The sequence below is a fragment of the Streptomyces sp. NPDC032822 genome, assembly GCF_055578825.1.
Map to the genome: position 1 here is coordinate 450,938 of NZ_JBVIOL010000001.1, position 12,013 is coordinate 462,950.

General features: G+C 73.9%; 11 protein-coding genes and 1 pseudogene. 3 read left to right on the forward strand and 9 right to left on the reverse strand.

Annotated elements, in window-relative coordinates; all coding sequences use genetic code 11:
* Position 1 precedes the first annotated feature (1 nt).
* The 9 genes and pseudogenes from ACZ5VD_RS02285 to ACZ5VD_RS02325 all read right to left on the reverse strand — a co-directional run.
* Positions 2-1,153 carry a GNAT family N-acetyltransferase gene (locus tag ACZ5VD_RS02285; protein ID WP_468680268.1) on the reverse strand — a complete coding sequence of 384 codons (1,152 nt, stop codon included), beginning with the start codon at positions 1,151-1,153 and terminating at the stop codon, positions 2-4.
* Positions 1,150-1,806, reverse strand: a complete 657-nt coding sequence (locus tag ACZ5VD_RS02290) for a lipopolysaccharide biosynthesis protein (protein ID WP_468550473.1) — start codon at positions 1,804-1,806, stop codon at positions 1,150-1,152. The genes ACZ5VD_RS02285 and ACZ5VD_RS02290 overlap by 4 nt, the downstream gene beginning before the upstream one ends.
* Positions 1,803-2,969 carry a glycosyltransferase gene (locus ACZ5VD_RS02295; RefSeq protein WP_468550472.1) on the reverse strand — a complete coding sequence of 389 codons (1,167 nt, stop codon included), beginning with the start codon at positions 2,967-2,969 and terminating at the stop codon, positions 1,803-1,805. The genes ACZ5VD_RS02290 and ACZ5VD_RS02295 overlap by 4 nt, the downstream gene beginning before the upstream one ends.
* Position 2,970: 1 nt before the next feature.
* Positions 2,971-3,723 (reverse strand): polysaccharide deacetylase family protein, encoded by a 753-nt coding sequence (locus tag ACZ5VD_RS02300; protein ID WP_468680270.1) that lies wholly within the window; start codon positions 3,721-3,723, stop codon positions 2,971-2,973.
* Positions 3,707-5,368, reverse strand: a complete 1,662-nt coding sequence (murJ, locus tag ACZ5VD_RS02305; protein WP_468680272.1) for a murein biosynthesis integral membrane protein MurJ — start codon at positions 5,366-5,368, stop codon at positions 3,707-3,709. The genes ACZ5VD_RS02300 and murJ overlap by 17 nt, the downstream gene beginning before the upstream one ends.
* Complete coding sequence (locus ACZ5VD_RS02310; RefSeq protein ID WP_468680274.1) at positions 5,365-6,699, reverse strand: O-antigen ligase family protein; 1,335 nt, start codon at positions 6,697-6,699, stop codon at positions 5,365-5,367. Before ACZ5VD_RS02310 ends, murJ begins: the two co-directional genes overlap by 4 nt.
* Positions 6,700-6,703: 4 nt before the next feature.
* Positions 6,704-8,128: an exopolysaccharide biosynthesis polyprenyl glycosylphosphotransferase gene (locus ACZ5VD_RS02315; protein WP_468550468.1), complete on the reverse strand. Its 1,425-nt coding sequence runs from the start codon at positions 8,126-8,128 to the stop codon at positions 6,704-6,706.
* Positions 8,125-9,291: a glycosyltransferase gene (locus ACZ5VD_RS02320; protein WP_468550467.1), complete on the reverse strand. Its 1,167-nt coding sequence runs from the start codon at positions 9,289-9,291 to the stop codon at positions 8,125-8,127. Before ACZ5VD_RS02320 ends, ACZ5VD_RS02315 begins: the two co-directional genes overlap by 4 nt.
* Before the next feature lie 48 nt (positions 9,292-9,339).
* Positions 9,340-9,738, reverse strand: a pseudogene (locus ACZ5VD_RS02325) (DUF3344 domain-containing protein); the annotation flags it as partial.
* A 390-nt stretch (positions 9,739-10,128) separates the two neighbouring features.
* Between ACZ5VD_RS02325 and chpG the strand changes: the two are divergent.
* The 3 genes from chpG (at position 10,129) to ACZ5VD_RS02340 (ending at position 11,855) form a co-directional block, all read left to right on the forward strand.
* Entirely contained in the window at positions 10,129-10,368 is a 240-nt protein-coding gene (gene chpG / locus ACZ5VD_RS02330; protein ID WP_468550466.1) for a chaplin ChpG, read from the forward strand.
* A gap of 166 nt (positions 10,369-10,534) precedes the next feature.
* Complete coding sequence (locus tag ACZ5VD_RS02335; RefSeq protein WP_468550465.1) at positions 10,535-11,311, forward strand: hypothetical protein; 777 nt, start codon at positions 10,535-10,537, stop codon at positions 11,309-11,311.
* A 256-nt stretch (positions 11,312-11,567) separates the two neighbouring features.
* Complete coding sequence (locus ACZ5VD_RS02340) at positions 11,568-11,855, forward strand: hypothetical protein (protein ID WP_468550464.1); 288 nt, start codon at positions 11,568-11,570, stop codon at positions 11,853-11,855.
* The last annotated feature ends 158 nt before the right edge of the window (positions 11,856-12,013 follow it).

Consider the following 12,013-nt stretch of genomic DNA (forward strand, 5'->3'; position numbering starts at 1 on the left):
GTCAGGGCCTGCCGCCACCGTCACGCCCCTTCTGTTCCGGCTTCTCGTCCGGCTTGCGTTCCGACCGGGCTTTCCAGCCCAGCAGCAGTTCCTTGCCCCACCGCCGCGCGGCCACGTCGCACAGGACCGCCGCGAGCAGCGGGGCGGTGTGCCGCCGGGCGAGCAACAGGCGCTGGTTGAGGACCGGTTCGGGGCGCCAGTGCTGCTTGTACGGCTCGTTGCCGCGCAGCAGGCTCAGGGTGCCGCGCCCGCCCCCGCCGGTGTGCTCGGCGCACGCGTCGAGCAGCATCACCGCCACGTCCGCCTTGCGTTCCCGCAGGCACGGATGGGCGCCGTACAGATAGCCGCCCGCCAGCCGCCGCGACAGCAGCGTCAGGTCCACGGCCACCACGTCGTCCTCCAGCCGGAACTCGGTGACCACGGCGTCCCCGGAGCGCACCATCGGCCCGACCGAGCGCACGAGATGGTCGCGGAACCGTGGCCGCAGATGCTCGGACGTCACCTTGCGGCCCTGCCACTGCAGTTGGTGCAGTTCGATGAGCCGCCGCAGGGCCTTGTCCACCTCGTCCGGCGCCACGACATGACGTTCGACGCCGAGCGCGGTCAGCTTGCGCAGCTTGGCGCGCACCCGCTGCTGGGCCTTCGCCGAGGGGAGCCGGGCGACCAGGTCGTCCATCGGCAGGGCGGGCAGCTCCAGGCAGAGCGAGTCGCCGACCCGGCGCCGGGGCCCGCGCCAGTGGTCGTAGATCCGCTCGGCGGCGCCGCCGGGGCGCACCTCGCGCAGGTCGATCAGGGCGGTGCGGGCGGCGGTGGCGAGTCCCTCGGCGAGGGCGGTCACGGCCGCCTCGTCGCGCTCGTCGTCCAGCAGGACGTCCCCGTAGTCGGAGATCGCCCCGCCGAGCGGCACCAGCGAGGGGACCGGGCGGCCGACCCGCATCAGCGGAGCCGCGCCGACGAGCCGGTCCCCGTCCCGGACCAGCAGCAGCCGCAGCCGGCCGCGGCGGCCGTACGCCAGCCACCAGGAGTGCAGCCAGGCGTGGCTCTGGAACGGGGTCGCGGCGGCGCACCGGCGATACAACTCACCCCAGTCCTCGGCCAGTTCGGCGAAGGCGCGCTCGTCGGTGACGAGTTCCACCGTGTAGCTGGGGTTCACAGCTGGCCGTGGACGTCGGCGGCCGTGGCGGGCCCGGGCACGGAGGCCGGGCGGCCGGGTTCCTCGATGGCCCGGCGGGGGCGGACCAGCAGCGTCAGGCCGCCGAGCAGGCCGCCCGCGCTCGCGCCGACCAGTCCCGTCACCGTGGACGAGGCCGAGGACGGCGAGGTGGGCTTGGTGGCGCGGGCGAACTGCTGGAGTTTGACGTTGGTGGTGGCCTGCGTGTCGTTGGCGTGCCGGGTCAGCGCGCGGGAGACGGCGTTGGCCATGTCGGCGGCGAGGTCGGGACGCGCGGAGGTGGCCGTGATGGCGACCATCGGGGCGTCCGGCGAGGTCGCCGTCTGCACGCTGTTCCGCAGCGTCCGCACCGGCACCCCCGCCCACACCTGGGCGTCCCCGAGCACCGCGAGCTGCGTGGCGACCCGGCCGTACGCCGTGGCGAAGCCGAGCGCGGACGCCGGGTCGGACTTCTCGGTCGGGACGGCGACGACATAGCTGGTGGCCGTGTACACGGGCGGCTTGGCGAGGCCGTACACGCCGCCGAGCAGGCCGCCGGCGAGGGTGCCGGCCGCGATCACGGACCAGGCGGGGAGGGACTTGGCGCGGGCCAGGGCGGCGGAGGGGCGGCGTGGTCCGGTGAGGTTCTCGGTCATGAGGCGCTGACTCCCTGGGGTGACGGGGACGGTGGCGGGGGCACGGAAGAGGCGGTCACCGCGGCCGCGTAGACGTCCATGAGCTGGGCGGCGCTGCGGGTGATGCTGTAGTGGTGGGCGGCGTCGGGCGCGGTGCGCGGATGCGGGCCCCGGGCGCGGGCGTCCGCGACGGCCCGGGCGAAGGACTCGGGGCCGCCCTGGACGCGGTGTGCGGCGGACGCGCGGTCGGCGGGCAGGTCCTCGATCGCCGGGCAGGAGGCGTAGAGCACGGGCAGCCCGGCCGCCAGCGCCTCCACCGCCGCGAGGCCGAAGGCCTCCTCGGGGCAGGGCGAGGCGAGCACGTCCATCGCGGCGGTCAGCGAGGGCAGATCGGGCCCGGGCGAGCCGTCGGGGACGTAGGGGCGTTCGCCCGTGAACAGCACCCGGTCGGCCACACCCGCCTCGTGCGCGGTCCGGCGCAGGACGCTCTCCTCGGGGCCGCCGCCGACCAGCAACAGCCAGTGGTCGTCGGGCAGCGAGGCCAGGGCGTGGATCAGGACGTCGAACCGCTTGCCCGCGGCGAGGCGGCCGATGCCGCCGATCACATACGCCGTCTCCGGCAGTCCGAGCCGCTGCCGGGTGCGCAGACGCCTCGCCGGGTCGAAGCGGAAGCGGTCCAGGTCGATGCCGTTCGGGACGACCTCGATCCGGGGGCCCGGTACGCCCCAGCGTCTGAGGCGGGCGGCGACCGTGGGGGAGACGGCGACCGTGGCGCGGCCCAGGCGCTCGCTGGCCAGGTAGAGCCCGCGGACGCCCGCGGTCAGCTCCCGGCCCTCCATCTGCGAGTCGCCGAGGGAGTGTTCGGTGGCGACGATCGCGCGGACCCCGGCGAGCCGCGCGGCGAGCCGGCCGTAGACACAGGCCCGGTAGAGGTGGGTGTGCACCAGGTCGTAGCCGCCGCGGCGGATCAGCCGGACCAGGCGGGGCAGGGCGGCCAGGTCGCGGTTGCCGGCCATGCCGAGGTGGGTCACCCGCACCCCGTCGGCGACCAGCCCGTCGGCGACCGCGCCCGGGTTGGTGAGCGTCACGACGTCGCAGTCGACGGGCAGATGCCCGAGCAGCAGCCGCAGTTGCTGCTCGGCACCGCCCACCCCGAGACCGGTGATGACCTGCAGGGCCTTCACCTCAGACCCCCTCGACGGGGTGCCGGCGCAGACGGTGCAGCCGGTACTTCAGGAAGAGGCGTACGGCGGTGTCGTTCTGCCCGATGTGCAGGCGCGGCAGAGCGTGGCGGCCGGTGAACGGGCCGGGGTCGATGGCGCAGGCGTAGGCGTATCCGGCCTCGCGGACGGCGTCGACGGCGCGCTGGTCGATCGTGCCGTACGGGTAGCAGAAGCCGGTCACCGGCGCCCCGGTCAGCTCCTCCAGCGCGGCCCGGCTCTCGACGACCTCCGCCTTGAGCGTGACGTCGTCCGCCTTCGTCAGGTCGACGTGGGTCAGTCCGTGCGAGCCGATCTCGACGCCCTCGCCGGCCGCGTGCCGGATGCCGTCGGCGGTGAGGAGGGGCTTGCGCGGGCCCAGCGGATCCCAGGCGTTGTCGCCGCCGAGGCGGCCCGGCAGGACGAACAGGGTGGCGCCGCAGTCGTGGCGGCGGAGCACGGGCAGGGCGTGCTCGACGAAGTCGGCGTACCCGTCGTCGAAGGTGAGCCCGACCAGGCCCCGGCCCTCGCCGCGGGCCCGGGCGGCGAGCAGATCGGCCATCGAGACGCCCCGAAGGCCCCAGCCGCGGAGCCGGCGCAGCTGGCCGACCAGCCGCTGCGGGGTGACGGTGATGCGGTACGGGTCGTCGGAGCAGTCGCCCACGGAGTGGTACATGGCCACCCAGGGGACGGGCCCGGTGCGGGTGCTGCGGTCGGCGGAGTCAACGGTTGCGGCCATGCGGGAGCCTTCGTGTGACGGTACGGGTGAGGTGTCGTACGGAGTGGAGGGCGGGCGTGAAGCCCTGGGCGTCCAGCGCCCAGGCGAGCAGGGCGAACACGGCGGTCACCGTGGCGGTGCCGACGGCGAGACCGGGCACCGGGTCCTCGAAGCGGCTCGCCACGAACGCGCCCGCGATCGTCGCGACCAGAGCCGCCCGCACCGGCCGGCTCAGTTCGGCCAGCACCCGCCGGGTACGGATCGGGACACTGCGCGGACCCATGCCGGCCAGCAGCAGCACGGCCGTGACGGTGATGCCGGCCGCGTTGGCGGCGGCGATCCCGGTGACACCCCAGGGGCCCACCGCCCAGGCGCCGAACCAGGAGGTGACGATGATGCCGACGGTCATCGTGGCGACCGGGTACCAGGTGGGGCGGCCCGCCGAGAAGTACGAGCGGACCAGACAGCCGACCAGGGTCTGGCCGAGCAGTCCGAGCGCGTACACCCGCATCACGTTCGCCGTCGCCGCCGTGTCCTCGGCGGTGAACGCGCCCCGCTGGAAGAGGAGTTCGATCATCTGCGGGGCACAGGCGATCACCGTGCCCGCGCCGAGCAGCACCAGACAGGCGGCCAGTGCCAGGTCCCGCTCCACCCGGTCGCGGGCCCGCTCGATGTCACCGTCGGCCAGCGCCCGCGCGACCACCGGGAAGGTGACCGTGCACAGCATCAGCGACAGTGTCATCGGGATCTGCGCGACCTTCTGCGCGTAGTTCAGGTGCGAGATCGCCCCGGCCGGAAGGGTGGAGGCGAGGAACCGTTCGATGAGGACCTGGGACTGCCGGCACAGCGCGAAGAGCAGGACGGTGGAGACCAGCGCCAGCGTCACCGCCCGGTCCGGCGCCTCGACGACGGGCTCCTTCGCGACCGCCGCCTTCCGGCGGAACCGCCGCCACACCGACGGCAGTTGGACCGCCACCATCAGCCCGCCGCCCACCGCGACCCCGACCGCCGCCGACCGCACCCCCCACTGCCCGCCCAGCAGGAACATCGCCGTGATGATGCCGGTGTTGTACGCCACGTAGATCGCGGCCGGCGCCAGGAACCGCCGGTGCGCCCGCAGCAGGGCGCTGCAGTACCCGGCGAGCCCGAAGCCCAGCACGCAGAGCGCGGTGACGCGGGTGCAGTCGACGGCCAGGGACGGGTCGGGCAGGCCCGGTGCCAGGGCCTCGACCAGGTAGGGGGCGGTGCCGACGATCAGCGCGGACACGGCGACGAAGGCCAGCGCCAGCCGGGGGAGGGTGGACGCGACCAGCGAGCGGACGGGGTCGCCGGGGGCGCCCTGCGCACGCCGGGCCAACGCCAGGCTGAACGCCGGGATCAGCACGAAGGCCAGCCCGTCCTCGATGAGCAGGGTGGCCGCGAACTCCGGCACCGTCCACGCCACCAGGAACGCGTCCGTCTCGCTGCCGGCCCCGAAGAGCCGGGCCAGCGCCTGGTCGCGGACCAGCCCGAGCAGGGCCCCGGCGACGGAGAGGACCGCCGTGACGAGGGTGGCCTTGGCGAGGAACCCGCGGGAGACGGGGGCGAGTTCGGTGGGGTCCGCGGTGCGGGCCGGGGGGACGGTCGCGGCGGTGTCGGGGGTGGTCCGGGACGGCGTCACCCTCATCGCGCCGCGGCCTTCTCGGCGTACACCGGGACCGGTCGCCCGGCGGCGGCCTCGCGGGAGCCGCCGCCGGCCAGCGCCCACCACGCCACCAGTCCGAAGCACAACGCCGTCAGCACGGTGGAAGGGCCGCCGATGTCGGCGTACACGAAGTCGGTCAGCTGCCAGACCAACAGCCCGCAGGCGACGAGCCCGCAGTCCAGGCCCCGCCCGTCCTCCCGGACCCGGGCCAGCCGGCGCAGTCCGCACACCAGCAGCGCCAGCCAGCTCCCGGCCAGCGCGAGGAGCCCGATCAGGCCCTGTTCGGCGAGGATCAGCAGGTACATGTTGTGCGGGGAGAGCAGCGGCTGCACACGGAAGGCGGCGCCAGCGCCCTCGGTGTCGCTGCCCGAGGACAGCGCCAGCGAGGCGTGCGCGTCCCGGTGTTCCGGGAAGCCCTTCAACCCGACGCCCGCCAGGGGCTGTTCGCGCCACATGCCGATGGCCGCCGCCCACATCGTGTACCGGTCGGTCACGGACTGGTCGGGTGCGTCGGTGACCTGGGTGATGCTGGTGATCCGCTCCTGGAGCATCGCCGAACCGACGCCGAACCCGCCGACCAGGATCACCCCGGTCGCGGCCACCACCGCCCCGACCTTCAGGGCCCGGCGCGTCCCGGCCAGCATCAGCTGCACCGCGCACGTCACCGCCGTCGCGATCCACGCGCCCCGGCTGAAGGACAGCGCGAGCGGCAGCAGCAGGGCCAGTACGCACCCGGCGGCAACGGCCCGCTGCCGTACGGAGGTTCGCCCCAGCGCCAGCCCTACCGCGCACACCAGACCGAAGGACACCACCGTCGCCATGCCCATGACGTCCTGGGCGCCGAAGGTGCCGACGGCCCGGATCTCCTCGCCCTGGTACGAGGCACCGGTCCCGGTGGCGAACTGGTGCACGCCGATCGCCCCCTGCCACAGCGCGAGCCCCACGAACGACCAGGCCAGCAGCCGGAAGTCGGCCCGGCCGCGGATCAGCAGCAGGACGGCGGCCGGGACCAGCACGAAGACCTGGAGATAGCGGCCCATGCCGGTGAGCCCGGCGCCCGGCGAGGACGCCCCCATCGCGGCGACCGCGAGCCCGACCACGGGCAGGCCGAGCAGCACGCCGGCGGTACGGGACAGGGGGCGCCGCCGGTCCCGTACGAGACGGATCGCGCAGTACAGGACCACCAGCGCGGACAGCGCGTCGGCGGGGCCCGCGCCGCCCTCGCCGCCGGGCCCGAGCGGCAGCCCGAGCAGGGCGACCACGGCCAGCACGGGCAGGACGGGGCTCAGGCGGCGGAGCTGTGGAGGTGTCATGGGATCAGCTCCCCGTCGGGCGGACGAGCGCGACGGCGGTGCGCAGCAGGATGCAGATGTCCTGCCACAGCGACCAGTTGTCGATGTACGCGTTGTCGAAGCGGGCCCGGTCCTCGATGGAGGTGTCGCCGCGCAGCCCGTGGATCTGGGCGAGACCGGTGATGCCGGTCTGCATCCGGTGGCGGGCCGCGTAGCCGGGGTAGGTCCGGCTGAACTCGGCGACGAAGTAGGGGCGTTCGGGGCGCGGGCCGACCAGGCTCATGTCGCCCCGGCAGACGTTCCACAGCTGGAGCAGCTCGTCCAGTGAGGAGCGGCGCAGGAAGCGGCAGAACCACGGCATGCGGTGTTCGTTCGCCACGCTCCAGCGGGTCGCCGCCTCGTGCTCGTCGACCGGGCGGTGGGTGCGGAACTTCAGCAGCGTGAACGGCCTGCCGTCCCGGCCGACGCGCTCCTGCCGGAACACCACACCCGGTCCGGCGCTCAGCCGCAGCGCCACCGCGCACACCAGCAGCAGCGGGCTCACCAGCAGCAGCAGCGTCCCGGACACGGTCATGTCCAGCGCCCGCTTGCCGACGCCGCCGTGCCGCCGCGAACCCATCTCCAGCCGACGGCAGGAGAACCCGGCGAGCTGGTCCCGCATCCCGTACGACGGCGAGTCCGCGTCGACGTCCCACACCGCGCAGCCCGACTCGGCGAGCGCCCGCAGCAGCGGCCCCTGCTGGGACCGTACCGAGGGATGCACGACCAGGACGTCCCGGACGCCGTTCTGGATGAGGGCCCGCTCGACCTCCTGACCCGTCGTCAGCACCGGCAGCCCGTCGCCGCCGTCCGGCTGTTCGGCCACCACTCCCACCGGCCGTACCCCGCAGTGCGGATGCCGCAGGACGGCGGCGGCCACCCGCTGCGCGGTCGCCGCCGGGCCGATCACCAGGGCGGCGCGCGGCCGGGTCAGCCGTGTCGTGCGCCGCCGCCGGTGCACGAGAGCGCGGACCGCGCAGCCCGCCGCGCTCTGGATCAGGAAGCCCGCGGCGAGGGTGCGCGCGGAGAGCGCGTGCTGGGGCGCGTACGCCGCCACGAGCGCCGCCAGCGTCAGCCAGGCCATCGCGATCCGGGCGCAGACGGCGGGCAGTTCGTCGAGGACGCCCGGCACGGAGCGGGGCGTGTGCGGCCGCAGCAGCAGGGACGCGGCCACCAGCAGCGCGCCGAGCAGCGGCCGATGCTGGGTTCCGGTCAGTGCCAGGGCACCGAGCAGGGCGGCGACGCCGTCCGCGGCGAGCAGCGGCAGCGGGGAGGCCGGCCGGGCCGGGGGTCTGCGGGCCGGGAACCGGAAACCGGCGGTGATGCCGCGCGGCGGCATGACGGAGACGGGCGAGAATCCGAGATCCCGTGGCTGCCCGCCGGGCGAGGGGACGGTACTTTCCGCGGTCACGAGTGGATGGACTCCCTGTACTCGGTGGGCACGCGCAACGAGGCCCCCAGCAGTTCGCGGTACACGCCCGCCACCGCCTCGGCCGTACGCCGCGCGTCGTGCGTGGACAGGACGTGACGGCGCCCCAGATGGCCGAGCGACTCGCGCAGCAGCGGGTCGAGCAGCAGGTCCGTGACGGCCCCGGCCAGCCCGGCCGGGTTCTCCGCCGGGACGAGACAGTGCGGTGGGAGCCCCGGCGGCAGGCTCTCCCGGGCGCCGTCCACGTCGGTCAGCAGCACCGGTCGCCCGCACGCCATCGCCTCCAGCGGTGCGAGGGCCATGCCCTCCCAGCGCGACGGCAGGACGACCAGGTCGGCGGCCTGGTACCACGGAACGGTGTCGGTGACGGCCCCCGCGAACAGCACGGACGCCGGCGCGCGGGACCGCAGCCGGTCCAGGTCGGGCCCGTCACCGACCAGCACGAGCCGCGCGTGCGGCACCCGCGCCAGGACCGCCTCCCACGCCCGCAGCAGGACGTCCTGTCCCTTCTGCCGGCACAGCCGCCCCACACACGCCACGAGCGGCGCCGCGGGATCGACCTCGGGAAGCAGCGCCGCCCGTACGGTGTCGACGGCGGCCGGGTGGAAACGCTCGGGGTCGATGCCGTTGGGGATCACGCTCCACCGCCCGGCGACCCCGGCGCGCACCCCGGTCGCGCGCTCCGCCGCGCTCACACACACCACCCGGGAAGCCCAACGCGCCCCCCACCGCTCCCACCGCAACGCCAGCTCGGCGGTGGCCCCGCCGACCGCCTCGAACGACCAGGCGTGCGGCTGGAACACGGTCGGGATCCGCCCCCGCACGGCGAGCCGGCCGGCCAATCCGGCCTTCGCACTGTGGGCGTGCACCAGATCGGGTCGTACGTCGTCGATCAGGCGAGCGAGCCGGCGTACCTCCCGAACAAGTGTCGGACCCGGCGAGCGGGTCGCGTCCCAGTGCCGTACGTCGGCACCGAGCGCGCGCAGGGCGGGGGCGAGCGGACCCTCCGGGCAGCCGACCGTGACGTGCAGACCCGCCGTCAGCTGGGCCCGCACCAGGTCGGTCACCACCCGGGCGACCCCGCCGTCCACCGGCTGGGTGAGATGCAGGACCCGCGGCCGAGGGTCGGGGGCTGGCTGGTGCATGCGCGGTTTCCTCGCTCACGGACGGCGCTGGGACGGGCGGGAACGCGCCTACGTGCGGGCGTCTACGGCGACGAAGAGCACGCCGACCCATGCCGCGTCCTGCTGGGAAACGAGCCGGAAGGCCAGCTGGTCACCACCGGGCCGCAGCGCCTTTCCGAGTTCGAACACATCGGAGTCGTGGCCGAGGGCGTTCCGGTACGCCGGAACCCGCTCCGCCGGGGCCGTGCCGGGCTCGGAGATCGTCGAATCCAGTACGTCCGCAAGGGGGTTGGCGGACTCGCCGAGCGGGGTCGCGGTCGCGGCCCGCGCGGCGTCCGCGGTGCCCGACACGGTGAGGGAATCACCGGTACGGCCGCGGTCCCCGTCGTACGCGACCGGTCCGGCGCGGCCGGAGGCGTGCCGCGGTAAGCCGAGGCCGCGCAGCCTGATCTCCTGACCGGCCCGGGAGGAGCCGTAGGTGTTCGGGTCGCGGTCGACATCGACGTAGAACAGGTCGAAGCCGCCGCCCGGGCGCCGACGGGCAGGCCGAGCGTTCCGAGGGCAAGGACGCCCGCCACCGCACGGCGCAGCAACGGAGACCGGGAATTACGCATGACCGGCGTCGCCCTTTCGGGAAAAGAATGCGATGTGCTGGCTATAGGGGTGCGTCAAGAGGTCCGCAACTGTAGCCGCTATCAGTATTTATTCGATGAAACCCGACAAGTGTGTCGGAACGGTGAAGTCGGGCCTTCCGCGAGATCACCCCATTGGCGGCACAACCCGCGCGGGTGCCGCGCGTTGACACAGCGCCGGGCACCCCCGCCCGGAAGTTTGTTTCAACCCAAGGAGCACCTCTCCATGTCGCGTATCGCGAAGGGCCTGGCCCTGACCACCGTTGCGGCCGCCGCCGTTGCGGGCACCGCCGGTCTCGCCGTCGCCGACAGTGGCGCGCAGGGCGCTGCCGCCCACTCCCCGGGCGTGCTGTCGGGCAACGTGGTCCAGGTTCCGGTCCACGTTCCGGTCAACGTCTGCGGCAACACCGTCAACGTGATCGGTCTGCTGAACCCCGCGTTCGGCAACGAGTGCGTCAACGACTGACGTCGTCGCGCGAGCATTTCGCCGGCCGTCCTCCCGTGGCTCCACCACGGGGTGGCGGCCGGTTCGCGTTCTGTTCGGCTCGCCCGAATGGGGTTCGAACAGTTGCAGAGCGCGGAGGCCGCTTCCACGGTGGGTTCAAGATCCGAGCACATCGAAAGGACCACCCATGCGTGCTCTGCCCGCACGGCGTATCGCCTCCTCCGCCCTCTGTGCCACCCTCCTCCTCGGACTCGCCGCGCCCGCCGCGGTGGCGGTCGAGCGGGAGTCGGCCGGCGCGAGCGTCCAGGCGGCGTCCCGTGCACCCGTCCCCGGCGCGGACGGGCTCCTCGCCCAGGTCAAGGGTCTGGGTGACCTCGGTGGTGTGCTCACCCCCGTCACCGGCCTGCTCAACGCCGTACTCAAGGCGGACAACGGCCAGCTCTCCCCCGAGGAGGCCACCAAGCTCGGCGACGCCGTGAAGGACGCCATCGCCAAGGTCACCGCGGCGGCGCCCGCGGCACCCGCGGTCCCGGCGGTCCCCGCCGCTCCGGCAGTCCCCGCGGCTCCGGCGGTCCCGTCGACCAGCACCCTCCCGGCCCTGCCCACGCTGCCCGCGACGACGAGGAGCGGCGACTCCAAGGCGCCGGCCGCCGAGCTGCCCGCCGACCTCGTGGCCGACGCGCTCGCCGGGCTGCAGAAGGCGGTCGACACCCTGCTGAAGGCGGTCACCTCCGGGGACGTCGCCCAGGTGGTGCCGGCCGTCACCGGTGTCGTGACCGGTCTCGTCAACGTCGTCGCCGCCCTCCTGCTCGGCGGCGGGCTGCCCGCCCCGAGCCTGCCGGGGCTGCCGGCACTGCCGAGCCTGCCGAGTCTGCCGACGGGCGGGTTGCCGACGAGTTCGCTCCCCACCGGTTCGCTGCCCACGAGTTCCCTGCCGACGTCGGGATTGCTGCCCACGTCCTGAGTGGTCGCGCGGTGGGGCCGGTCTCCGACGGGGACCGGCCCCACCGCCATTTCCGGTGCGCTTTCCGGCACCCGCTCCGGAAAGCGCAATCTTTCAGGGATCTCATATGAGGATGAGAAACGCCGATGAGACACACTCTTCATTCGGGTGGGTTGCAGAAAGTTTCTGCTCAAAGGGTTTCCGGGCCGGTCGGGGCTCGTTAGGCACGGCGTCAGAATTCTCTCTGGTGACATGAGTTGCCGAAGAAAGGAACACGATGAAGTCCCTGAAGGCTGCCGCTGTAGTTGCCGGTTCCATGGTCCTCGCCGGTGCCGCCGCGCCCGCGTTCGCCCACAACGCCGCCGACGTCACGCCCACCAGCCTCACCGGCGCCGTGAACACCCTCACCTCGACTCCTCTCCAGCCCGGCGACGCGATGCCGCTGCAGCACCAGTCGAACGCGCTGGACTCCGAGAACAAGGACTCCGTGCTCAACACGGTCAAGGGTGCGACCACCACGCTGAACTCCAGCGGGCTTCTCGGCGGACTTCCGCTGCAGGGCTGACGTATTCGAGAGCGCCCGTCCCGAGCCCTCTTCCGGAGCCCTCGCCGAAGGGCCGGTTCCGTACCCCACGGAGTCGGCCCTTCGCGCTGTTCGAAAAACGTCCCTCGTTCGTGTGGACAGGACCTGGGCAATCGCCCGGTCGGGTGAGAACACGGTCG

Bases quoted from the DNA above. Each gene is read 5' to 3' on its own strand.
- ACZ5VD_RS02290 (WP_468550473.1), bottom strand. From the start codon at position 1,806: ATGACCGAGAACCTCACCGGACCACGCCGCCCCTCCGCCGCCCTGGCC.
- ACZ5VD_RS02300 (WP_468680270.1), bottom strand. From the start codon at position 3,723: ATGGCCGCAACCGTTGACTCCGCCGACCGCAGCACCCGCACCGGGCCC.
- murJ (WP_468680272.1), bottom strand. From the start codon at position 5,368: ATGAGGGTGACGCCGTCCCGGACCACCCCCGACACCGCCGCGACCGTC.
- ACZ5VD_RS02310 (WP_468680274.1), bottom strand. From the start codon at position 6,699: ATGACACCTCCACAGCTCCGCCGCCTGAGCCCCGTCCTGCCCGTGCTG.
- ACZ5VD_RS02320 (WP_468550467.1), bottom strand. From the start codon at position 9,291: ATGCACCAGCCAGCCCCCGACCCTCGGCCGCGGGTCCTGCATCTCACC.
- chpG (WP_468550466.1), top strand. From the start codon at position 10,129: ATGTCGCGTATCGCGAAGGGCCTGGCCCTGACCACCGTTGCGGCCGCC.
- ACZ5VD_RS02335 (WP_468550465.1), top strand. From the start codon at position 10,535: ATGCGTGCTCTGCCCGCACGGCGTATCGCCTCCTCCGCCCTCTGTGCC.
- ACZ5VD_RS02340 (WP_468550464.1), top strand. From the start codon at position 11,568: ATGAAGTCCCTGAAGGCTGCCGCTGTAGTTGCCGGTTCCATGGTCCTC.